Genomic DNA, 22,905 nt, shown 5'->3' on the forward strand with positions numbered 1-22,905 from the left:
CTGTCTCAGGCTGCCTGTTTAGCGGTGACGAAAGCCGCAAGGCTGGCCACGCTGGTGAAATGGTTACGGGTGTCCTTGGCATCGGCGTCGATCTTGATGCCGTACTTCTTCTGGATCGCCAGGCCGAGTTCGAGGGCGTCCACCGAATCCAGGCCCAGGCCTTCGCCAAACAGGGTCTGCTCGTCGCCGATGTCCTGGGCGCTGATGTCTTCCAGGCCCAGGGCGTCGATGATCAACAGCTTGATGTCGTGGTTAAGGGTGTTCTGTGGATCGCTCATCTTCGGCGAGCTCCTTGGTGAAGTGCTGATGCAGGTGTTCATTGAGTTTGCGCGAGGCCTGCGGGGCAGGGCCTTGTGCGGCGAAGGCCTGCGGGTCGATGTCGGCACCGACCTGCAAGTTGAAATGCACCCGGCGCTGGGGTATGCGGTACCAGGGTTCGGCCTTGGTCAAGGTGCTGGGGGCGACCTTGATGGTGACCGGGGTGATGATGTTCGCACCGCGCAGGGCAATGGCCGCCGCGCCGCGATGAAAGGCAGGCGGCTGGCCGGGTTGGGTGCGCGTGCCTTCGGGGAAGATGATCAGGGTTTGGCCGCCTTGCAGCGCCGCCACGGCGCTGTCGAGCATGTCCATGCTGCCGTCGTTGCTGATGTACTCGGCCGAGCGCACCGGGCCACGGGTGCACGGGTTGTGCCAGAGACTTTGCTTGACCACGCAATTGGCCTGGCGCACCAGGCCGATGAGAAACACCACATCGATCAGCGACGGGTGGTTGGCGATGATCATCTGCCCCGGGCGGCCGAGCTTTTCGGCGCCCTTGATTTCATAGGTGAGCACGCCGCTGGCGGCCATGAAGCGAATGAAGCGCCAGAACAGCCAGCTGATGGTGTGCCGGGCGCGCTGGCGATGGCGTGCGGCATCGCCGGGCAGGCCGGCCAGCAGCGGGAAGACCAGCAGGCGCAGGCACAGGCCGCCGACGCCGAACAGCAGAAAGCTGACGGCGGTAGCGAGCAGGCGCCAGTAATAGGCGTCGCGCGGTCTGCTTATGGCTTGCGTTGCCAGTTCCATGTGCGGCTCTTCCAGGTGTGGGTACAAGTGCTGTCGCCCTTGAGCAGGCAACGCAACCAGCTCAAGGCATGGGGTTCGCTCGAAGGTACAGCGCCGGCGTTATCGCCAAGGTGCAGTTGCCATTCATCGCCTGGTGTCAGGAGCAGGCCCAGCGCATAGGCGAAGGGCACGTCATCAATCCTCGGGCCGTAAGCCGCGGGCGGCTGCTCTTCAGTAACAATCAGCAGCACCGCCGGAGCGCCTTCGCCCAGCAGGCAAGCAGCTTCCAGCACACCCTGTTCGAAACCGTCACCGGCAGCAGCCAGGGCGGTCATCTCACTGGTTTCGCCCCGCATGATCGACCACAAGCCAATCACCGCGTTGTGTACCGACAGGCTGAATTGGGTTGGCGACAGCGGTTGCTCATTGGCCAGGTCGCTGAGGATCTCGAAGGTACGCGGGGTTTCGCCATGCCGGGAAACGAACACCAGCGGCACATCCTGCAAACCCTCGGCCAGCGGCCAGCCCACGGCAAAGGCCATGCGCGCCAGGCGGCTCAGGCGACGACGCTGCATGGCTGGTAAAAACGACACATCCGGTGCCTGTTCAGCCTCTGCCGGCAAGTGCTTTGCCTGGCTCCAGGCCTGCCAATCGGCAGCCGTCTGCAGGCCTGGTGCCCACGCGCGCCACTGGCTGATATTGAATGTGATCACTTTGTTGTACTTCCCGCCCTGAGGGACTTCCTTGCCGAGGGAGTAACTCGCAACAACGACCTGACAGGGGTGTGGCGCAATCGCCGAGTGGCGCGCATTATCCCGGTGCTGTCGGCGTGTAGCAAATGCTGGTTACAAATACTCCGGCTTGAAACAGACCTCGATTGTTCAGCTTCGTCAGATCAGTCAGGTTTTTCCCGACCAACGGAGGTTATGGGTTGTCGGTCGATTCCTCGTCAACTTGAGCCCGACGGTGCTGGTCAAGCGGACCCTTCGCACACATACTCGGTCATCCCCAGACACACGGAGGTCATTCCATGCGGCGCGTGGTGTTCAATCAGAAAGGTGGCGTCGGCAAGTCGAGCATTGCCTGCAACCTGGCAGCGGTGAGTGCCAATGAAGGCTATCGAACCCTGTTGATCGACCTGGATGCCCAGGCCAACTCGACCCAGTACCTTACCGGCCTTACCGGCGAGGACATTCCCATGGGCATTGCCGACTTTTTCAAGCAGACCCTGTCTTCCGGGCCGTTTGCGAAAAAGAACAAGGTCGATATCTACGAAACACCGTTCGACAACCTGCATGTGGTGACCGCCACCGCCGAGCTGGCTGACCTGCAGCCCAAGCTTGAGGCCAAGCACAAGATCAACAAGCTGCGCAAACTGCTGGATGAGCTGGACGAGGACTATGACCGGATTTACCTGGATACTCCGCCAGCGCTTAACTTCTATGCTGTTTCTGCGTTGATCGCGGCTGATCGAGTGTTGATCCCCTTCGATTGCGACAGTTTCTCGCGCCAGGCGCTGTACGGGCTGCTGGCCGAGATCGACGAGCTCAAGGACGATCACAACGAAGAACTGCGGGTCGAAGGCATTGTCGTCAACCAGTTCCAGGCCCGCGCCAGCCTGCCCCAGCAGATGCTTGACGAGTTGATCGCCGAGGGGCTGCCGGTGCTGCCGGTATACCTCAACAGCTCGGTGAAGATGCGTGAATCACACCAGGCCAGCCTGCCGCTGATTCATCTGGAGCCGCGGCACAAGCTGACCCAGCAGTTCGTTGAACTGCACGCCCTGCTCGAAGAAGGCGTCTAGACGCCCTGGCTGCGCAACCATTCCAGCAGTTGCTGGAGTGGGAATGCACCGCTCTGGCGCGCCACTTCCCGGCCGTTTCTGAGCAGGATCAGGCTGGGAATCGAACGAATCCCCAATTGCCCGGCCAGTTGCTGGTTGGCCTCGCTGTCCAGCTTGGCCAGGCGGCAGCGCCCGCTGAGCTGGCTGGCCGCCTGCGCGAAGATCGGCGCAAACGACTTGCATGGCCCGCACCAGTCGGCCCAGACATCGATCAGCAGCGGCAGGTCGCCCTTGATCTGGCTGGCGTAGTCGCCCTGTTTCAAATCAAACGGCGTGCTCAGCAGGACCGGGTTCTTGCAGCGGCCGCATTTCGGGCTGTCGCCAAGGCGTTCGCCGGGGATGCGGTTGAGGCCGTTGCAGTGGGGGCAGGGGATGAGTAGTGGATCAGTCATGAAAGCTCCGAGAGTTGCGACCGGTCTGCGGTCGTTCGCGGGTTACGCCCGCACCTACATGTTGAATGGTTTAGCATGTACGCCTTGTACACAGGCCATGGAGTGCCCGATGGATTGCCAGCATTCAGCGCATATCCGCATTTTTGTCGATTCCCGATCCAATGGCGAACCGGTATTCGAGAGCGTGCCGGTCCGTCAGATCGATGCGAATACCTTTGAGCTGCTGTCGTCACCAGGGTTGGCCCTCGACTTGGCGCGTGGCGATACCATCCGTATCAACCACCCGGACCAGCGCGCCGAAGTGCTGCAGCGGGGTGGCAACTTCTGCATTCATATCTATGCCGACGACTTGCCCCAGGGGGCTGTCGACACACTGCAAGACGAAGTGCAGACGCTGCTCGGCGGTACTCTGGATGGTCGCTACAAGGGCAACCTGACCCTGGCCATCCCCGCGCGTAACGGTTTTGCAGCCATCCGTGAAGTGTTCGACCGCTTTCGCCAGTGCACCGGCGTCGAGTGGTATTACGCCAACATCTACCGCAACCTCGACGATGACGAGGACGAAACCCTGCTCGACTGGTGGCTCGACAGCTGAGGCGCAGGCCTTACGACGAGCAGCTGATTTCCAGGTGCTTGCCCCACTCCGGTGGCCGCTGGGCGTAGGCTTGCATCCCCGCTTGCTCCTCGAACGGTTTGCTCAGCACCTGGTGCAGGCGGCGAACTTCCTCGTAGTCGCCACCCTCGGCCGCCTCGATGGCGCGCTGGGCCAGGTAGTTGCGCAGGATGTACAGCGGGTTGACCGCATGCATGCGCGCGCGGCGGCCTTCGGCGTTGCCGGGCTCGCGCTGCAGGCGTGCCAGGTAATCGGCTGACCACAGGTCGAAACCGGCCAGGTCGATGAAGTCGTCACGCACTACCTGCAGCGCCTGCTCAGCAGGCTGGTCGCCGAGCTGGCGGAAGAACAGGGTGTAGTCCACCGCGCCCGGTTGCATCAGTTGCAACAGGCGTTCGATCAGCAGCTTGTCGCCGTCTTCCGCGCGGGTCAGGCCCAGACGCCGACGCATCAGGTCCAGGTAATGGGTCTCGTACAACGGCAGGAACAGCCCCAGGGTTTCCTTCAGCGCTTCGACGCTGATGAACGGCGTCAGGGCCTGGGCCAGGGCGCTGAGGTTCCAGTGGGCGATGGGCACCTGATTGCTGTAGCTGTAGCGGCCTTGGTCATCGGAGTGATTGCAGATGAAGTTGGCGTCGAAGTCGTCGAGGAAGGCAAAGGGGCCGAAGTCGAAGGTGATGCCCAGGATCGACATGTTGTCGGTGTTCATCACGCCGTGGCAGAAGCCGTAAGCCTGCCAGCGGGCAATCAGCTCGGCGTTGCGCTCGACAATGGTGCGGAACATCGCCAGGTACGGTTCCGGCGCGTCGCGGCACTCGGCGAAATGCGTATTGAGCACATGCTCGGCAAGCATGCGCTGCTGCTCGGGCTGGCGGGTGTAATAGAAATACTCGAAATGACCGAAGCGTACATGGCTCGGCGCCAGGCGCAACAGCATGGCCGCGCGCTCCTGGGTCTCGCGCCAGACCGGCGTACTTGAGCCGATCACGCACAGCGCCCGGCTGCTGGGGATGCCCAGGGCTGGCAGGGCTTCGGAGGCAAGGAATTCGCGGATCGAGGAGCGCAGTACCGCGCGGCCATCGCCCATACGCGAATACGGCGTCTGCCCGGCGCCCTTGAGGTGCAGGTCCCAGGATTGGCCGGCGTCATTGCGCACTTCGCCCAGCAACAGGCCACGGCCATCGCCCAGGCGTGGGTTGTAGGAGCCGAACTGATGCCCGGAATAGACCATCGCCCGCGGCTCGGCCTCGGCCCACAGTTTGTGGCCGCCGAACAGTTCGGCAAAGACCGGGGAATAGGCTTCGGTTGGTTCCAGGTCGAGCAACGCCATGGCCGCTTCGCTGGCGATCACCAGGCGCGGTTCGGCAATCGGCTCGGGTAGTACCGAAGTAGAAAAGGCGTCGCCCAGGCGGGCGAAACGGTTATCGAACGTCAGTTCGTCGAGGGCTTTCAACGGCCATCTCCTGGAGAAAACCTGAGTATTCTGCAAGGGTATGGCCGCTGGCGTCCAGTCAGGCCGGTTTGCCTGGCGCTTCGTCAGCGGGCTTGCCGCTGTTGTTGGCGGTTGGCAGCACGGTCTTGTCCAGGCTTTCTACCGGGACCATCTTGTACTCCTGGCCCTGCATGTTCTTCAGGTAGATCTCCATCTGCCGGAAGGAGATGTTGATGTGCTGCCGCTTGAACTCTTTGTTGATGTAGCGGTTGATCTCGTCGAGTACCGGGTTGCGGTCGCCCAGGTCGCGTACGTGCATGCGCAGTTCATGGTCCAGGGTGCTTTCGCCGAAGTTGAGGAAATAGACGATCGGCGCCGGTTCCTTGAGTACCCGTGGGTTGTCGTTGGCGGCCTTGAGCAGCAGGGTGCGCACCAGGTCGAGGTCCGAGCCGTAGTCGACGCCGAGCTTGAGGGTCACCCGGGTGATGGTGTCGGTCAGCGACCAGTTGATCAGTTGCCCGGTGATGAAGGTCTTGTTCGGGACAATAATGTCCTTGCGGTCGAAGTCGGTGATGGTGGTGGCGCGAATGCGGATCTTGCTCACCGTGCCGGAGAGGTTGCCGATGGTGATGGTGTCGCCGATCCGTACCGGGCGCTCGAACAGGATCATGATCCCGGAGATGAAGTTGGCGAAGATCTCCTGCATGCCGAAGCCCAGGCCCACCGACAGTGCGGCCACCAGCCATTGCAGCTTGTCCCAGCTGACGCCCAAGGCTGACAGGGTAGAGACGAAGCCGACCCCGGCAATCACGTAGGACAGCAACGTGGTGGTGGCGTAGGCGCTGCCCTGGGCCAGGTTCAGGCGTGATAGCACCAGCACTTCCAGCAGGCCAGGCAAGTTGCCGGCCAGGGCAACGGTGATGCCGATGATCACCAGTGCGCCCAGCAGGTCGCGCAGGCTGATCGGCACCATGCTCATGGATGCGCCGGTGCCGCTGGTGTACTCGTACAGGGTGATGTTGTCGAGGTAGGCGAACACGCTGATCAGGTCCGACCAGACCCAGTACAGGGCGGCGATGAAGCCGCCGAGCAGGGCCAGGCGAATCAGGCGCAGGGACTGCTGGTTGACCTGTTCGATGTCCAGGGTCGGCTCTTCGACCAGCACTTCGCCATCCAGGCCTTCCTTGGCCGCCTGGCGCTTGCTCAGCGCCCGCTGGTAGGCCAGGCGCCGGGCGGCCACGGCCAGGCCGCGGACGAAGGCGGCTTCGATCACCAGCCAGAACATCAGCAGGTACAGGGTATCGATCAGGCGGTCGGTGAGCTTGAGCGCGGTGTAGTAATAGCCAAAGCACACGGCGATGAACAGCGCCACCGGCAGCGCGGTGAAGGCCACGCCCACGGCCTTGCGAAACAGCGAGGTGTTGCGGTGGGTGGGGCTGCTCAGCAGCAGGCGGCTGAGCAGCCAGGCCATCAGCGCATAGCAGGTCAGCACCACGCCGATGCCGAGCACGTCTTCAGCCAGCGCCGAGGGTTGATGCTCGGCCACCGCCACCACCCCGACCAGGGCCAGGACCACGGTGCCGAGGCGGCGGATCCAGCCACGGAGGAATTCGACCTGGGGCTTTTCCCAGCGAAAGTGCAGTTCGGCCACGCCGCCCGGAGCGAGTATCCGGTAGGCGGTGTAGAACACCAGCCAGGCCTGGGCCACTTGGAACAGCGCCGAAGCGAGATTGGCGTTCTGCCCGCGGGCGTCGATCTGCAGGGCATAGCCGCACAGGGCCAGGCCCAGGCTCAGGGGCATGGCCAGGAGAATATTGACCAGGATGGCCTGGGGCGTGTGCCACTGGCTGTCACGCTTGAAGTGGCCGACATCCTGATGAACCTTGGTCAGGCGCGCATACAGGTACTTGCGCCGCCACAGCAGGGCGCCGATCAGCAACAGCAAGGGCAGGAACAGCAACGGGCGCTGGGCCAGGCCGTCGGTCAGCTCCCGCAGGCCCGACCCCCAGGGCAGGCTGACCACCTGTTTCTGCAGGCGCTCGGGCACGCTGCGCAGCCATTCCAGGTCCAGCGGCTTGTTGCTGGGGATCCAGAACATCTGCTCATCAAGGGTTGCACGCAGGTTCTGCGCGGTGCTGAACAGTTGCTTCTGGTTCAACTGCAGAGTGATTGATTCGTTGAGCAGCGCGCTCAGTTCACGGTTCAGGCGTTCGAGCAGGTCGCTGCGAGTGATCGCCACTTCCAGCAAGGCCTTGCGCAATTGCGGGGTGACGGTCTCGGGTGGTTGTGCGGTGAGCAGCTTGTCGACATAGCTGCTCGGGCTGCTGATCTGCTCGCGCTGCTGGTTGATCTCGAACTGGTACAGGCGGATGTCGGCGATCTGGTCGGCCAGGTCGCGGTCGAGCTTCAGGTGCGGCAGCGCCTGCTTTTGCTTGTAGAGGATCTTCGACAGCAGCAGGCTGCCCTTGAGCACGCTGATCTGCTCGTCCAGAGCCTGGTCGCTCTGGGTCAGGCTGTCCAACTGCTGCTTGGTCTTGAGGTTCTGCTGGGTCAGGTCGTTGAGGCTGTCGGTGCTGCGCAGCAGGTAGTCGGAGAGCTTGAGGTTGGCGGCGCTTTCGGTGGCCAGCAGGGTGCTGCCGCCAGCTTTCTGCGCTTCGATCGACTGTTCGGTGACGGTTTGCTGGGACTGGGCCAGACGCTTCTGGTTGATCAGCGTCTGCAGGTCCTGGATTTCCTGTTCCAGGCGCGCGGCGCGCTCGATCAGCAGGTCATGCTGGCTGTTGCCCAGGTCTTGCAGCAGGCTGTTGCCGGCCAGTTCCTGGCGGCGCAGCAGGGTCAGGGCGTTGAGCGCGGCCAGTTCGGCGTTGAGCTGGTTGCGCTGGTCGGCGCTGAGCGGCTTGCCGCCGTCCTTGCCGATCTTCAGGCTGGTGTTGATCTGCTGGGTGCGGGTCTGGTTGGCGCTGATTTCTGCCTGGGCCCGTTCGGGCCGGGTCTGCGCGGTGATGGTCAGGCTGTTGGCCTCGGACAGCGCTTTTTGCAGTTCGCCCTGCTCGGTGGTGCGCTCGGCCAGCAATTGCTCCAGCTGCGGCACGCTGGAGGCGGCGTAGCGCTGGGTGACCGGGATCACCTTGCTGTCCTTGAGTTTGGCCAGCTCGCGCTGGTTTTCGCTGGTCTGGCGCGGCGCGTCGTTGAGCTGGTGCTTGAGCGCGGTGAGCTTCTTCTCGCTGTCCTCTTTGTTGCCGAGGAAGGCCAGGGTCTTTTCGAGCACCTGCTGCAGGGCTTTCTGTTCGGCCTCGGGCAACTTGCGTTCGGTGATCTTGTCCAGGCTTTGCTGGATCGCTGCCGTGGTTGGCGGTTCAGCCGCCCACACCGGGGAGAAGGACAGGCACAGCCCGATCAGGGCTGCGCTTAACAACGTGCGCAGGGACATAGGCAGAAAATTCGTACAGGCAGAGGCGAAGAACAGAGTTTAAAGGAACAATCCAGGGCCGGGTCGAGTTCCTTCGGGGAATTTGACGCCCACTTTGAGGATCTTGTTCCCTTCCATCACTGCAACCGTCCACAAGGTGCTGTTCCACTCGATCTGGTCGCCGACCACCGGTGCGCCGCCAACCTTCTGCGCGATGAAGCGGCTGAGCGGCATGTGCGGGTCCTGGCCGTCGAGCTTCAATCCGTACAACGCCGCTACAGCCCCCAGTTCTGCGTCACCTTCGAGCACGAAGTCACCAAAGAAGCGCAGGTCCTGGCCACGCTGCGGTGCCTGGCTGAACAGCTTGCCGAGGGCCGGCAGGTTGTGTTCGTGGCCGATCACGCAGAGCAGGTCGTCGACTTCCAGGGTGGTACTTCCCGACGGATGGAGCAGTTGCTGACCGCGAAACAGCGCTGCGATACGGGTGCCTTCAGGCATTTTCAGCTCGCGCAGGGCGGCGCCGATGCACCATTTTTCCGCGCCCAGTCGATAGATGAACAACTCCCACTCGCTGGTGATGTGCACTTCCAGGGCCGAACGGGAGATCGGGGCAGGGTCGGGCGGTACTGTCACTTTCAGCAGCTTGGCCACCCAGGGCAGGCTGGTGCCCTGCACCAGCAACGACACCAGGACGATGAAGAACGCCAGGTTGAAGAACAACTGGGCATCCGGCAGCCCGGCCATCAACGGGAACACCGCCAGAATGATCGGTACCGCGCCACGCAGGCCTACCCAGGAGATGAAGGCTTTTTCGCGGCCATGGAAGGCCTTGAACGGCAGCAGGCTGGCGACCACCGACAGCGGCCGGGCGAAGATAATCATCCACAGCGCCAGGCCCAGCGCCGGCAGGGCGATCGGTAGCAGGTCGTGAGGCGTCACCAGCAGGCCGAGGACCAGGAACATACCGATCTGCGCCAGCCAGGCCATGCCGTCGAGCATGTGCAGGATGCCGTGGCGGCTGCGGATCGGGCGGTTACCCAGCACCAGGCCACACAGGTACACGGCAAGGAAGCCGCTGCCGTGCAGGGCGTTGGTCAGCGAGAACACCACCAGGCCGCCGGCCACCACCAGGATCGGGTACAGGCCGCCGGCGAGGTTGATGCGGTTGACCAGCTGCAGCATCAGCCAGCCGCCCCCCAGGCCCAGCAGGCCGCCGATGCCGAACTCGCGCAACAGGTGAGTGAGCAGGCTCCAGTGCAGGCCGGTCTGGCCGCTGGCGATCATGTCGATCAGGGTTACGGTGAGAAACACCGCCATCGGGTCGTTACTGCCCGATTCGATTTCGAGGGTTGCCGTCACCCGTTCGTTCAGGCCCTTGCCGCCGAGCAGCGAGAACACCGCCGCAGCGTCGGTGGAGCCGACGATGGCGCCGATCAGCAGGCCCTGGATCAGGCTCAGGTTGAACAGCCAGGCGGCGACCATGCCGGTCAGGCCGGTGGTGATCAGCACGCCGACGGTCGCCAGCGACAGCGCCGGCCACAGGGCCACACGGAAACTCGCCACCCGCGTGCGCAGGCCGCCGTCGAGGAGGATCACCGCGAGGGCCAGGTTGCCCACCAGATAGGCGGTCGGGTAGTTGTTGAAGATGATCCCGCCACCATCGACCCCGGCGATCATGCCGACCGCAAGGATGATGACCAGGATCGGGATGCCCAGGCGTGAAGACAGTGAGCTGACCAGAATACTTGCACCCACCAGCAATGCGCCGATCAAGAACAGGCTATTGATGGTGGACGCATCCAAAGGCAGTACTCCGGGGAAAAGCAGGAAGGAGGGGCGGTTTGCTTTGAATATCAAGCAGGTCGCGTGCCAAGGATTCTAACCTGAGGGGTTGGCGGGCTGTAAAGGGTTAATCGCGGGGACAAAAAAGACACTCCCTGGAGTGCCTTCTTGTGTTGCCTTGGCGGGCCTCATCGCGGGTCAAGCCCGCTCCCACACGGATTGCACATCACCTGTGGGAGCGGGCTTGCCCCGCGAAAGAGGCTTAAGCCTGTTTCACTTCACGCAGTGCCTTGCCTTTGACCGGCGCGCCGTTGGCGACGTAGTACTTGGCGGTGCTGCGTGGCAGCGGCTGGCGGTTGCGGATCTTGTCGGCGATTTTCTCGGCGATCATGATCGTGGTGGCGTTGAGGTTGCCGGTGATGATGATCGGCATGATCGAGGCATCGACCACTCGCAGGCCCTGCATGCCATGCACGCGGCCCTGGCCGTCGACCACCGCCATCTCGTCGTCGCCCATCTTGCACGAGCAGGACGGGTGGAACGCGGTCTCGGCGTGCTCGCGGATGAACTTGTCCAGTTCCTCGTCGGTCTGCACGTCGGCGCCCGGGCTGATTTCGCGGCCACGGTAGGCGTCCAGCGCAGGCTGGGCCATGATTTCGCGGGTCAGGCGGATGCCGTCACGAAATTCCTGCCAGTCCTGCTCGGTGGCCATGTAGTTGAACAGGATGCTCGGGTGCTGGCGCGGGTCTTTGGACTTGAGCTGGATACGGCCGCGGCTAGGCGAGCGCATCGATCCCATGTGGGCCTGGAAGCCGTGTTCCTGTACACCGTTGCTGCCGTTGTAATTGATCGCCACCGGCAGGAAGTGGTACTGGATGTTCGGCCATTCGAACTCTTCACGAGTACGGATGAAACCACCGGCTTCGAACTGGTTGCTGGCGCCGATACCGGTGCCCTTGAACAGCCACTCGGCACCGATGGCCGGCTGGTTGTACCAGAGCAGCGACGGGTACAGCGACACTGGCTGGGTGCAGGCGTACTGCAGGTACAGCTCAAGGTGGTCCTGCAGGTTTTCGCCCACGCCTGGCAGGTCGTGAACCACAGGCACGTTGAGGCTTTCCAGCAGCGCACGCGGGCCAACGCCGGAGCGTTGCAGCAGTTGCGGCGAAGCGATGGCGCCGGAGCAGACGATCACTTCCTTGCGCGCACGGGCTTCGACGCGCTCTTCGCTGGCGCCGACCAGGTAGCTGACGCCCACGGCGCGCTTGCCGTCGAACAGCACGCGATCGCTCAGGGCGTGAGTGACGATGGTCAGGGTCGAGCGCTTCTTGGCGGTGTCCAGGTAGCCGCGGGCGGTGCTGGAGCGACGGCCTTTAGGCGTCACGGTACGATCCATCGGGCCGAAACCTTCCTGCTGGTAGCCGTTGAGGTCTTCGGTACGCGGGTAACCGGCTTGCACGCCGGCTTCGACCATGGCGTGGAACAGCGGGTTGTTACCGGCTTTAGGCGTGGTCACGCTGACCGGGCCTTCGCCGCCGTGGTAATCGTTGGCGCCGATGTCGCGGGTTTCCGCTTTGCGGAAGTACGGCAGGCAGTCCAGGTAGGTCCAGTCCTCAAGGCCTGGCAGTTTTGCCCAGCCGTCGAAGTCCATGGCGTTGCCGCGGATGTAGCACATGCCGTTGATCAGCGACGAGCCACCCAGGCCCTTGCCGCGACCGCATTCCATCCGGCGGCCGTCCATGTGCGGCTCCGGGTCGGTCTCGTAGGCCCAGTTGTAGCGGCGGCCCTGCAGCGGGAAGGCCAGCGCGGCTGGCATCTGGGTGCGGAAGTCCATGCGGTAGTCAGGGCCACCGGCCTCGAGCAGCAGGACAGTCACGCCTTCGTCTTCGGTCAGGCGGGTCGCCAGGGTATTACCGGCAGAGCCGGCACCGACGATGATGTAGTCATATTCCATGGCTTTCTCCGAAAGCAGCTGCAAGCCTCAAGCTACAAGCCGCAAGAAAATGCGGTCGTGCGAGGCTCGCAAATGAGTGAGAGCTGCAAGAGCCGGTTGGCGCAACACGCACCGGCTTTGACTTGCAGCTTGCCGCTTGAAGCTTGTCGCTTCAGAACACCGAGTTGTAGGAACCCAGCTCAACTTGAACGGATTTGATGCGAGTGTACTGAGCCAGCGAGCTCACGCCGTTCTCACGGCCGACACCGGACTGCTTGTAACCGCCGACCGGCATTTCGGCTGGCGACTCGCCCCAGGCGTTGATCCAGCAGATACCGGCTTCCAGCTGGTGGATGATGCGGTGGGCGCGGCTGATGTCGTTGGTGCACACGCCAGCGGCCAGGCCGTATTCGGTGTCGTTGGCACGACGGATGACTTCTTCCTCGGTCTCGTAGGAGAGGATGCTCATCACTGGGCCGAAGATCTCTTCCTTGACGATGGTCATGTCGTCACGGCAGTCGGTGAACACGGTCGGCGCCACGAATGCGCCCTTGGCCAGTTCGCCTGCGGTCAGGCGCTCGCCGCCACAGAGAACGCGTGCGCCTTCTTCCTTGCCCTTGGCGATGTAGCCCAGCACGCTTTCCATGTGAGCGAAGCTGACCAGCGGGCCGAAGTTGGTGTTTTCGTCTTCAGGGTTGCCAACGCGGATGCGCGCAACGCGCTCGGCGATCTTGGCTTCGAAAGCCGCTTTCATCGAGGCAGGGACGAACACGCGGGTACCGTTGGTGCAGACCTGGCCCGAGCTGTAGAAGTTGGCCATCATGGCGATGTCGGCGGCGCGATCGAGGTCGGCGTCGTCGCAGATGATCAGTGGCGACTTGCCGCCCAGTTCCATGGTGACTTCCTTGAGCGTCGAGCTCGAGGCGCTGGCCATGACCTTCTTGCCGGTGGTGGTGCCGCCGGTGAAGGAGATTTTCTCGATGCGCGGGTGCTCGGTCAGCCAGGTGCCGACTTCGCGGCCGCTGCCGGTCAGAACGTTGAACACGCCGTCCGGCAGGCCGGCTTCGGTGTAGATCTCGGCCAGTTTCAGGGTGGTCAGCGAGGTTACTTCGCTCGGCTTGAAGATCATCGCGTTACCGGCCGCCAGGGCAGGAGCGGATTTCCACAGGGCGATCTGGATCGGGTAGTTCCAGGCGCCGATACCGGCGGTCACGCCCAGCGGCTCTCGGCGGGTGTAGACGAACGAGCTGTCGCGCAGCGGGATCTGCTCGCCTTCGATGGCCGGTACCAGGCCTGCGTAGTATTCCAGCACGTCGGCGCCGGTGACGATGTCGACGTAGCGGGTTTCGGAGTAGGACTTGCCGGTGTCCAGGGTTTCCAGGGCGGCCAGCTCATCGTTGCGCTCGCGCAGGATGTCGACGGCGCGGCGCAGGATGCGCGAACGCTGCATGGCGGTCATGGCGGCCCAGACTTTCTGGCCACGTTCGGCGCTTTCTACGGCGCGCTCGACGTCGGCCTGGGTAGCGCGTTGCACCTGGGCGAGGACTTCGCCGTTGGCCGGGTTGATGGCGTCGAAGGTAGCGTCGCTGGAAGCGTCGACATAACCACCATCAATGTAGAGTTTTTGCAGTTCGAAACGGGCCATAGTGTCCTCGCAAGTGCATATGTGTGTTTGGCTATCCGTGCAGCGCTCCTGCTTGTTTGGCAATCGCGACGCGCGGTGGTTCAGAGGCCTGGTTTTGCGTGTCCGGGCTCGTCTGTTTCGCCAGTTGTAGATCCATGTATTCGTAAGCGATTTGTTTCGCCTGGTCGGTGTCGAACGCGTCTCCGGACAGCGCACCGCGCAGCCACAGACCGTCGATCAATGCTGCCAGGCCACGGGCCGCGGTGCGTGCATCAGGCAGCGGCAGGACGCGGCGGAACTGGCAGCACAGGTTGGAATACAAGCGGTGATCGTTGATCCGCTGCAACCTGTGCAAAGACGGCTGGTGCATGCTGGAAGCCCAGAAGGCCAACCAGGTTTTCATTGCCGGGCCGTTGACCTGGCTGGCGTCGAAGTTGCCTTCGATAATCACCTGCAGGTGGGCGCGCGGGCTGGTGTCCTTGAGCGCCTGCCGGTTGGCGACGACGTTCTCGTTCAGCACGCTCATCAAGTACCGCATGGTCGCTGCGATCAGGCCGTTCTTGTCCTGAAAGTAGTGACTGATGATGCCATTCGACACACCGGCCAAACGGGCGATCAGCGCAATGCTGGCGTCACCCATGCCGACCTGGTCGATGGCCATCAATGTGGCTTCGATCAACTGCTGGCGGCGAATGGGTTGCATACCGACCTTGGGCATCTTGCAAATCTCCTCAGGCCTGCGAGCAGTCGACGAGCGGCTGCCTCGGCGAAGGCCAGTCTATTTTGTTTTGATTGAACGTTCAATCAACAAAGAATAAGCTCTGCGACAATCTGTGCAATTGACAGGTTTTTCCTACCTGCAGTGAGCACAAATTGGCACCCCAAAAAGACGTGGAACCCCCGGAATACAAGGTGTTGACGGGTGTAAACGGCGCGTTGAGCAGATCTGCCGAGCGGTATCGCACCGCGCGGCCAACCCTCGGGACGGGGTTTTCGGCCTGTTTTTTTCAACGCAATCGATTCGGGATCACGGTTTTTTCAAGGTGCTTTTATAACACCTGAAGCAGTGGGGCTATTGCACCATTTGCTTGGGTAACGATTGTTTCGTGTTTCTCTCGCACTGCCCGGAGCCTATGTGCAATGAGTTCTGCCTCCCTAATCAAGACCCCTGCCGAGAGGGTCCGGGTCAACAGCGTGGTGTTCTTCACCTCGACGTTGTTGATCCTGCTGTTGACTGCCTTGCTGATCGCAGTTCCCGAAACCGCCGGCCGCGTGCTGAACGAGGCCCAGGCCTGGTTGTCGCGCAGCTTCGGCTGGTACTACATGCTGGTGATTGGCGGCTACCTGCTGTTCGTCATCGTTCTGGCCTTCTCCAATTTCGGCAAGCTCAAGCTTGGCGGCAAGGATGACAAGCCGGACTTCAGCTACGGTGCCTGGGCCGGGATGCTGTTCTCCTCCGGTATCGGTATCTCGCTGCTGTACTTCGGCGCGTCCGAGCCGCTGGATCACTACTTCAACCCGCCTGAAGGCGCACCGGCCAGCCTGCAAGCGGCCCGTGAAGGCCTGCAACTGACCTTCCTGCACTGGGGTCTGCATGGCTGGGCAATCTATGCTCTGGTCGGCCTGGCCGTGGCCTACTTCGCCTACCGCCACAACCAACCCCTGGCACTGCGCTCGGCGCTGTACCCGCTGGTCGGTGAGCGTTGGGTCAAGGGGGCCGCGGGCCACACCGTCGACATCTTCGGCATGTTCGTGACCCTGCTGGGCCTGGTGACCAACCTGGGTATTGGTTCGATGCAGGTGTCCTCGGGGCTGGAATACCTGTTCGGCATGCAGCACAGCGACACCAACCTGCTGATCGTGATCCTGGTGATGAGCACCGTGGCGACCATCGCCGCCGTGTCGGGTGTGGAGAACGGCATCCGCCGCCTGTCCAACCTCAACATCATCCTGTTCAGCGGCCTGCTGTTGTTCGTGCTGCTCAACGGCCCGACCCTGCACCTGCTCAACAGCTTCGTGCAGAACATCGGCGACTACCTCAACGGCGCGGTGCTAAAGACCTTCGACCTGTACGTCTATGAAGGCGACAGTGACAAGTCCGAGCGCTGGCTGGGCCTGTGGACCGTGTTCTACTGGGCCTGGTGGATTTCCTGGGGCCCGTTCGTCGGCATGTTCATTGCCCGTATCTCGCGCGGTCGTACCGTGCGCGAACTGGTCGCTGGCGTGCTGCTGATTCCGCTGGGCTTCACCTTGGCCTGGCTGTCGATCTTCGGCAACTCGGCACTGGACCTGGTGATGAACCAGGGCGCGGTGGAACTCGGTCGAACGGCGCTGGAACAGCCGGCGATGTCGATCTACCAGCTGCTCGAGCACTATCCGTTTGCCAAGATCGTGGTCGGTGTCGCGATTTTCGTTGGCTTCGTACTGTTCCTGACCCCAGCCGACTCCGGCGCGGTGATGATGGCCAACCTTTCCTGCAAAGGCGGCCATGTCGACGAAGATGCGCCGAACTGGCTGCGTATTCTCTGGTCGGCGATCATTACCGTGGTCACCATCGGTTTGCTTCTGGCCGGTAACTTCCAGGCCATGCAGACCATGGTGGTGCTGGCGGGACTGCCGTTCTCGGTAGTGCTGGTGCTGTTCATGTTCGGCCTGTACAAGGCCATGAAACAGGACAGCCAGGTCGAGCAGGAGCAGGCCGAACTGGCTGCCCGTGGCCGTCGCGGTTTCAGCGAGCGCCTGAGCCAGCTGGACCTGCAGCCGACCCAGGCGATCGTTCAGCGCTTCATGGACAAGCGCGTCAGCCCGGCGCTCAAGGAAGCAGCCGCGCAGCTGCAGACCCTGGGCTTCCAGGTGCAGACCCGGGTCGGCCAGTCGCGCTCGGCCATGGGCCTGCGCATCGACATGGAAGAAGGTAACCCGTTCGTTTACGAAGTAAGCCTGGACGGCTACCTGGCCGCGCCGAGCGAGGCACCGGTGGAAGGCGAGACAGAAGTGCGCCAGCGCTTCTACCGCGCCGAGGTGTACCTGCACAACGGCAGCCAGGAATACGACCTGATGGGCTTCACCCCGGAGCAGATCACCCGGGATGTGCTCGATCAGTTCGAAAGCCATCGCCAGTTGCTGGGGCGTGTCTACAGCTGATAACGGCTGATTGACCCGAAGGGCTCTGTTCGCAGGAACAGGGCCCTTTTTGTTGTGATACCGGTGCAGACTGGACAGGCGCACTAGGCCCCGGCACTCTTGGCGTTGCCAAGGAGCCCGGTGCCACCATGTTCAAGCGTCTTGTCCTGTTGCTGTGCAGCTGCCTGTCGTTCACCCACCTTGCCCAGGCGAGCGAGCCTGTGGTGCTGCTCACCGAAAACTTCCCGCCCTACAACATGGCCATCAGCGGCAAGAGCTTCGCCCGCGACGATGGCATCAATGGCATTGCCGCCGACCTGGTACGCGAGATGTTCAAGCGCGCCGGGGTGCCCTACAGCATGACCCTGCGCTTCCCGTGGCAGCGCATCTACGAGCAGGCCCTGCAAACCCCCGGCTACGGCGTCTTCGTCATGGCCCGTCAGCCCGAGCGGGAAAAACTGTTCAAGTGGGTCGGACCGCTGGGGCCGGATGACTGGATTTTGCTGGCCCCCGAGGGCAGCCCGATTGCCTTGAGCAGCCTGCAGCAAGCCAAGCGTTATCGTATCGGGGCTTATAAAGGGGATGCGATTGCCGAATACCTGGCCAAGCAAGGCCTGAACCCGGTGTTGGTGCTGCGCGACCGCGACAACGCGAAAAAGCTGGTGAACGGCGAAATCGACCTGTGGGCCAGCGGCGACCCGGCCGGGCGCTACCTGGCGCGCCAGGTGGGGGTGAGCAAGCTTAAGACGGTGCTGCGTTTTCACGGTGCCGAGCTGTACCTGGCGCTTAACCGTGAAGTGCCGGACGAGGTGGTGAACAAGCTGCAGCAGGCGCTGGAGCAGATGAAAGCCGAGGGCTTTGTCGAGCAGGTGTTTGCTCGTTACCTGTAAAAGACCTGAGCAATAGTTAACGCAGGCAATGCTGTAGGTGTCGTTATCGTCACGGGTCCCTTACCCAGAGACAACGACAATGACCATCGCCTTGGACTCCTTTGAGCAAACCGTCGGCCTGGCGTTTGCGTCGCGGCCAACGCTGCGCGCTGTAGTGCATCAGCAATTGGTGCAGCGGTTGGCCAAGCAATACCCGGAAATCGACAAAAGCTACCCGCAACTGCGCGGGTCAAAAGAGATCTATCTCTGTACGCGAGCGCCAGAAGATCTCGACACATTGACGATAAAGTCACTGGCCGAAGTCTTTCTCGAAAAGCTTATCTCGCAAACAACATTCAATTTTACCGGGATTGCTCTGAGCAATTGTTTCCTGAGCTTTACCCCTACGCCCCGACCCATTTATGACCGCGACGCGACCAGTGGCCTGGGCAGACTTCCTGATCTGACCCTGGTCACCGACGCGTTCAATGAGCTGCTGGCCAACGTCGAGCCGTTTCTTCAACGGGCCCAGGTCGATTTCTGGCAGACACGAAGTGGCTCGGGTGGCACGCCTCTGCAGGGGGTGGGGCACATGCTCAAGGCCGCCCTGGCCAGCGGGGTTGAAGCACAAGGTCTGGATGATGAGCAACGCAGTTGCATCTATGCGCTGTTAGCGGCGAGTAACAGCACTGCGTGGCACAACCCCAGCGAGGTGCCTGAAGTTTTTTTGCTTGATGTCACGGTGGCTGGCGCCGAGGTTCGTTACCAGCAGTTGCTGCCGGACCTGTTGGTGACACTGACATTGGCAAATCGCAACATCGTTCTGTTGTGCAAGCCCAGTGGGCGTATCGATGCCTTTGATTCGCTGGACAGCATGGCCCAGAGCCTGAGTGATGGGCTTGCCCGTCAGTATCAGCTTGATTCATTCGGTTGGGATCGCTACCCCATCACAACCGATATGTTCGCGATGCAGGGGGCAGTGCTCCTGAACCTGCTGCTTGAAGGTCTGGAGCCCGTGAACGGGCGGCATTTCAGCACCGTAGTCGAGCTGGAGCAGGGGTACGCTGCCTTGACCGATCCTGCGTCTTTCTTTTGCGCACATCCTTAACGGCTCTTGCAGTTACGGCAGGGCGAATCCGAACTGCCGCAATGGTTGCGTCAAGCTTCAATGGCTGATCGACTGGAGTACCGTACGCGGGTGCTGGATCTGCTGGTTGCGCAAGCCAGTTCCAACGGCAAGTCCTCCCTTGATGGCATCCTTGATCTACGTGCCTTCACGCGCCAGTCCCTGCTTGAACTGATGCGCGCTGACCATCTGACTGAGGCCAATTATGATGCCGACGACCTGGTGCTGGAGTTCTGGTTGGCGCGTGGAGTTCCGGGCACATTCTCAGGGAGCGTGGAGATCAAGCGCATGCCCCTGACTGAATTTGCCATTGGCAACCTGGGCTCGGCCAGGGGAGCCATATTGAAAAAAATCACGCATAAAACCGATCAGCTGCTGTGGCCCTGGTTGACAACCGATTACCTGAAAGCATTGGTGCAGCGTGCAGATATCGGTCGCACCTATCCCCAGTACCTGAGCAAAAAACTTCAGGATGCGGACCAGAATGTCGAGCGGATAAGCCTGTTCGCCATGGAACAGGCAAGCCAGTTGCCGCTCCTTGCGCTCAAGGCCAAGATCGATGGAGCGCTGTCTGATACCGGTTACCAGCGTGTTGTCGCGTTCTTTCGAGCGGACAGCGGTGAGAGTCAAAGCCTGTTGGCGCCTTTGGCGTTCAAGCGTGAGGAGACTGCCAGCGAAGCCGATCGAGTGACCAACACCTTTGTGTTTATGTCGGCGCACGCTGCGGGAAAGGTCGTGCTCTACCGGCCAATGAGCGCCGACAGACCGTTCCAGGAGTTTGCCAGCCAGCAGGCGTTGCTTGAGCAGATTCTGGCGCAGGAGGATCTGCAGCAAAGCATTTTGGCCTGGATGAGCAGCGACGCTCAGCGGGTATATGGCCATGGCGGTTTCCAGGAGCCGCATTTACGTCGGCCTATCCTCGATACTCAACTGGGGCTGGAGCCCGTCCAGCCGGCACAGCTGGACTTGCAGGGCTGGCATCCGGGGGCGGACAGCAACTTGTACATGGCCAATACACAGATGCTGGTGGAGCTGGCCGAGCGCGAGACGATCTCCAATGCCGAAGACCGCTGGGCGATGCTGCTCGAGGGTGCAGGTTTGTTGTTCAACCTGCTGTTCAGCGTGGCCACGCCGTTTTTACGGGGGCCAGCGGCTGTGGTTGCCTGGCTCGTTCAGGGTGCGCTGACAGTGCATGCTGATGCAGATGCATTGAAAAATGGCAATGAGTTCGAAAAATCAACGGCAGTGGTCGATCTGCTGCTCAACCTGGTCATGGTGTTGTTTCACGCCAGCCTACCGAAGGTCGAGCCGCCAGTTGCCGCAGACAAGCGTGAGGTCCCGGTCTTTGGTCCGAGTCGCCGGTTCACGCCCTCCGTACCTCGGGCAATTCCTGTCCAGGGCAAAACCTTTGCTCCCAGTGCCCTGAGGGTGAAAGCGGACTTGGAACTGGATTTTTCCTGGTATGGACCCCAGGGGCTCAAGTCGAACTCGACGGATTATCCTCGACCGATATCGGGCTTTCGTTCATCGGCTTCACTGGGGAGTCATCCGCCGTTGAGCCAAGGCTCGTATCGGGGCCTGTACCTGCTTGCCGGGCGATACTACGCGTTGATTGAAGGTCATGTTTACAACGTCAGGGCCGACGCCCAAGGGATGCGAGTGGTCGACGAGCAAGGCCGGCCTGGCCCCTGGCTGACCATAGAGAACAATACATGGCAGTTTGACCTGAGTCTGCGGCTCAGAGGAGGCGGTCCCAAACGGCGAGTGGCGGGGCAGCAGGAGGTCAACCAGGAGGCAGTCCGTAAGCTGCAGTCCGAAATAGGTGAGCTGGACCTGAAAAACAATGCGTTGGTTGCCGAGCTGACACCGCAGTGGGCATCGATGGCGGAGCATTCGAGTGCGCTGCAGAAGTTGCTGAACCTGCGCGACAGCTTACAGGCGCGGATTGACCAGGGTGATAGCACAGAAGGCTTGAGCGCGTTGGTCGACAGTACACGCATAAAGATTACCGATAAGAAGAGCCTGCTGGACACAACACGCAGTGCGTTGATCGACACGCTGGAACAGTCAATCAAGATTGACCTGGAGGTGGAAGCCAGCATGAAAACGCTGCTCACTCCGAAGTTCTCAAAGTTCCTCCCCGAGGTTACGGCAAGGCCGTTGAAGCAGCGCCGAGGCATGGTGCGCAAGCAGCTCCTCAGGAACTATATGTTGATCCATGATGAACTGATATTGCTGGCCAGGTTCGATGAGTTAGCTGCGCTTCGCAAACAGATAGTAACCTTGCCGGCAACCCCGGAACAGGTAGCGGCGTACAACACCTACCGAGCGAGGCATATGGCGGTGGTGCCATTGCAGCTGCGTCTACAGGAGGTAATGGAAAAACTGGACGTGCTGCTGATTGATACATTGACCGACGGCACTATTGCCTATGACGGCAAGCAGGAGCAGGTCCACAGTATTGTTGGCCAGCGCTCAGTGACAACATTGCAACTGAAAATCGACCTGATCAGGGACCTTGCCGAGCTCTCGCTAGAAAGACTGTCTGGCACCGATGTGCAGACACTTGTTTCCACCAATGATTACCTGATCGGCAAGTCCGTCAGCGGTGCAGGCAGTACCCTGGATGAATTGATCAGCGGCAACTTTGCCTCAGAAGAAACCATCAGCGGTCTGCAAAGCGTGCAGAGTGAGTATGCCAATGCCTTGACCATGGTCGACTATCTGGAACGCTTTGGTGGTGTGGTGGTAAACAAGCAGGCGCTCAATTATTACAAGGAGCAGGTGCGGCTGGTTAAAGCGACGGCCGAGCTGGAACTGGAGGCGGCCGTTCGGGAACAGAAGTGGGAGACGCCGCTTCCGTTCAAGCGTTTGCCGTACAAGCCGCGGGTGGGCATGCGTCGTGTGGTTCATTTGCGAGGAGGCAAAACACTGGTCGGCGAAGAGACGCAACTGCTCGGCGAGCCAGTGGTTGAGCAGCGTGACCCCGTGAGCAAAAAGGTGCTCGGCACCTACCACCAGCAGGGTGACGTCTGGATCGAAGTGGTGCCGGCCACGTTCCCGGTTGAGTCCGCGCCATTGACTGCCAGTGAGCGGGCGCAGGCCCGTATCCAGGCACAGCGCCTGAACAACGAGGTTGCCGGTGTAATCGCCCTGGCAAAGCGCTACATCTCCTCGAACGAACCACACAGCTTGTCTTTTGTCATCGAACGTCATGTCGAGAAACTGCAGCGTGTGGCGAGAATGCTTGAAGGCGCAGACGCTGCAGCCAGTGACAATGCACTGCGAGCAACTGTGGAGCAGTGCATCAGCCGCTTGAATGAGCGCAAACGCAATCTGCTGGTGACGTTGCATTTGGCCAGCAGTCGACCGAATGGTGAAAGTCTTGCCTACCTTCACGCTGAAGGGCAGATCACCATCGCAAGGACCGTTGAGCGCAAGAAGCTGGCAGCTGACGACTACCTGGATGTCTATGAAGTGCGCAAGGCGCAAGGGCCTGCGCGGGATAGCGGTTTATGGGAAGTGCATCTGCACTACGGCTCCCAGGCCGCCAACCAGCGTCAGTTCAGCAAAGGCCACCTGAAACTCTGGGCCGAACGTACGTGGGGGCGCGAGACACAGTTGCAGGCGGCGAAGACTAACCAGCAGTTCCTGGAGATCTATCGGGCAGACCTGAAGGCCAGTCAGCTCGAACGGATCCTTCCCTGGGATTGAC

Annotated in this window: 16 protein-coding genes; 6 read left to right on the forward strand and 10 right to left on the reverse strand. The window is 61.5% G+C overall.

Annotation, left to right across the window (positions count from 1 at the left end; translation table 11 throughout):
- Positions 1-5: 5 nt before the first annotated feature.
- The 3 genes from UW3_RS0109990 to UW3_RS0110000 are packed head-to-tail and all read right to left on the reverse strand — an operon-like array spanning position 6 to position 1,757.
- Complete coding sequence (locus tag UW3_RS0109990) at positions 6-278, reverse strand: phosphopantetheine-binding protein (protein WP_010222262.1); 273 nt, start codon at positions 276-278, stop codon at positions 6-8.
- Positions 253-1,065 (reverse strand): lysophospholipid acyltransferase family protein, encoded by an 813-nt coding sequence (locus UW3_RS0109995; RefSeq protein ID WP_010222264.1) that lies wholly within the window; start codon positions 1,063-1,065, stop codon positions 253-255. The genes UW3_RS0109990 and UW3_RS0109995 overlap by 26 nt, the downstream gene beginning before the upstream one ends.
- On the reverse strand, positions 1,041-1,757 hold the full coding sequence (locus UW3_RS0110000; RefSeq protein WP_010222265.1) for a beta-ketoacyl synthase chain length factor: 717 nt from the start codon (positions 1,755-1,757) through the stop codon (positions 1,041-1,043). The genes UW3_RS0109995 and UW3_RS0110000 overlap by 25 nt, the downstream gene beginning before the upstream one ends.
- Before the next feature lie 317 nt (positions 1,758-2,074).
- On the opposite strand from UW3_RS0110000, the gene UW3_RS0110005 reads away from it, so the two are divergent.
- A complete protein-coding gene (locus UW3_RS0110005; RefSeq protein WP_010222266.1) occupies positions 2,075-2,848 on the forward strand; it encodes a ParA family protein in 774 nt (257 codons plus the stop codon).
- Here UW3_RS0110005 and trxC read toward each other — a convergent pair.
- A complete protein-coding gene (gene trxC, locus UW3_RS0110010; RefSeq protein WP_010222267.1) occupies positions 2,845-3,279 on the reverse strand; it encodes a thioredoxin TrxC in 435 nt (144 codons plus the stop codon). The two genes, UW3_RS0110005 and trxC, sit on opposite strands and share 4 nt — an antisense overlap.
- Before the next feature lie 109 nt (positions 3,280-3,388).
- Here trxC and UW3_RS0110015 point away from each other — a divergent pair, with 109 nt between their 5' ends.
- Positions 3,389-3,874 carry a DUF4265 domain-containing protein gene (locus tag UW3_RS0110015; RefSeq protein WP_010222270.1) on the forward strand — a complete coding sequence of 162 codons (486 nt, stop codon included), beginning with the start codon at positions 3,389-3,391 and terminating at the stop codon, positions 3,872-3,874.
- A 10-nt stretch (positions 3,875-3,884) separates the two neighbouring features.
- On the opposite strand, the gene selO is transcribed toward UW3_RS0110015, so the two are convergent.
- From selO to betI, 6 genes are all read right to left on the reverse strand, one after another.
- Positions 3,885-5,345: a protein adenylyltransferase SelO gene (selO, locus tag UW3_RS0110020; protein WP_010222271.1), complete on the reverse strand. Its 1,461-nt coding sequence runs from the start codon at positions 5,343-5,345 to the stop codon at positions 3,885-3,887.
- Positions 5,346-5,403: 58 nt separating this feature from the next.
- The gene (gene mscK / locus UW3_RS0110025; protein ID WP_010222272.1) at positions 5,404-8,754 is read right to left on the reverse strand and encodes a mechanosensitive channel MscK; all 3,351 of its coding nucleotides are present in this window, start codon (positions 8,752-8,754) and stop codon (positions 5,404-5,406) included.
- 39 nt (positions 8,755-8,793) lie between these two features.
- Positions 8,794-10,536, reverse strand: a complete 1,743-nt coding sequence (locus UW3_RS0110030; RefSeq protein ID WP_010222273.1) for a potassium/proton antiporter — start codon at positions 10,534-10,536, stop codon at positions 8,794-8,796.
- A 241-nt stretch (positions 10,537-10,777) separates the two neighbouring features.
- Positions 10,778-12,469 (reverse strand): choline dehydrogenase, encoded by a 1,692-nt coding sequence (gene betA / locus UW3_RS0110035; RefSeq protein WP_010222274.1) that lies wholly within the window; start codon positions 12,467-12,469, stop codon positions 10,778-10,780.
- Between the two features lie 151 nt (positions 12,470-12,620).
- Positions 12,621-14,093, reverse strand: coding sequence for a betaine-aldehyde dehydrogenase (betB, locus tag UW3_RS0110040; RefSeq protein WP_010222275.1), 1,473 nt, complete (start codon positions 14,091-14,093; stop codon positions 12,621-12,623).
- 31 nt (positions 14,094-14,124) lie between these two features.
- On the reverse strand, positions 14,125-14,790 hold the full coding sequence (gene betI / locus UW3_RS0110045; protein ID WP_010222276.1) for a transcriptional regulator BetI: 666 nt from the start codon (positions 14,788-14,790) through the stop codon (positions 14,125-14,127).
- Positions 14,791-15,212: 422 nt separating this feature from the next.
- Between betI and betT the strand changes: the two genes are divergently transcribed.
- The 4 genes from betT to UW3_RS0110065 all read left to right on the forward strand — a co-directional run bounded on the left by betT (position 15,213) and on the right by UW3_RS0110065 (position 22,904).
- Positions 15,213-17,216, forward strand: coding sequence for a choline BCCT transporter BetT (gene betT, locus UW3_RS0110050; protein ID WP_010222277.1), 2,004 nt, complete (start codon positions 15,213-15,215; stop codon positions 17,214-17,216).
- A gap of 128 nt (positions 17,217-17,344) precedes the next feature.
- Entirely contained in the window at positions 17,345-18,085 is a 741-nt protein-coding gene (locus UW3_RS0110055) for a substrate-binding periplasmic protein (RefSeq protein WP_010222279.1), read from the forward strand.
- 79 nt (positions 18,086-18,164) lie between these two features.
- The gene (locus tag UW3_RS0110060) at positions 18,165-19,172 is read left to right on the forward strand and encodes a hypothetical protein (protein WP_026001261.1); all 1,008 of its coding nucleotides are present in this window, start codon (positions 18,165-18,167) and stop codon (positions 19,170-19,172) included.
- 90 nt (positions 19,173-19,262) lie between these two features.
- Positions 19,263-22,904, forward strand: a complete 3,642-nt coding sequence (locus UW3_RS0110065; RefSeq protein WP_026001262.1) for a dermonecrotic toxin domain-containing protein — start codon at positions 19,263-19,265, stop codon at positions 22,902-22,904.
- Position 22,905: the final 1 nt, after the last annotated feature.

Source organism: Pseudomonas donghuensis, from assembly GCF_000259195.1.
In the GTDB taxonomy this organism is placed as follows: Bacteria; Pseudomonadota; Gammaproteobacteria; order Pseudomonadales; family Pseudomonadaceae; genus Aquipseudomonas; species Aquipseudomonas donghuensis.

Bases quoted from the DNA above. Each gene is read 5' to 3' on its own strand.
- UW3_RS0110055 (WP_010222279.1), top strand. From the start codon at position 17,345: ATGTTCAAGCGTCTTGTCCTGTTGCTGTGCAGCTGCCTGTCGTTCACC.
- UW3_RS0109990 (WP_010222262.1), bottom strand. From the start codon at position 278: ATGAGCGATCCACAGAACACCCTTAACCACGACATCAAGCTGTTGATC.
- UW3_RS0110005 (WP_010222266.1), top strand. From the start codon at position 2,075: ATGCGGCGCGTGGTGTTCAATCAGAAAGGTGGCGTCGGCAAGTCGAGC.
- betI (WP_010222276.1), bottom strand. From the start codon at position 14,790: ATGCCCAAGGTCGGTATGCAACCCATTCGCCGCCAGCAGTTGATCGAA.
- UW3_RS0110015 (WP_010222270.1), top strand. From the start codon at position 3,389: ATGGATTGCCAGCATTCAGCGCATATCCGCATTTTTGTCGATTCCCGA.
- betA (WP_010222274.1), bottom strand. From the start codon at position 12,469: ATGGAATATGACTACATCATCGTCGGTGCCGGCTCTGCCGGTAATACC.
- UW3_RS0109995 (WP_010222264.1), bottom strand. From the start codon at position 1,065: ATGGAACTGGCAACGCAAGCCATAAGCAGACCGCGCGACGCCTATTAC.
- UW3_RS0110060 (WP_026001261.1), top strand. From the start codon at position 18,165: ATGACCATCGCCTTGGACTCCTTTGAGCAAACCGTCGGCCTGGCGTTT.
- betT (WP_010222277.1), top strand. From the start codon at position 15,213: ATGAGTTCTGCCTCCCTAATCAAGACCCCTGCCGAGAGGGTCCGGGTC.
- betB (WP_010222275.1), bottom strand. From the start codon at position 14,093: ATGGCCCGTTTCGAACTGCAAAAACTCTACATTGATGGTGGTTATGTC.
- mscK (WP_010222272.1), bottom strand. From the start codon at position 8,754: ATGTCCCTGCGCACGTTGTTAAGCGCAGCCCTGATCGGGCTGTGCCTG.
- trxC (WP_010222267.1), bottom strand. From the start codon at position 3,279: ATGACTGATCCACTACTCATCCCCTGCCCCCACTGCAACGGCCTCAAC.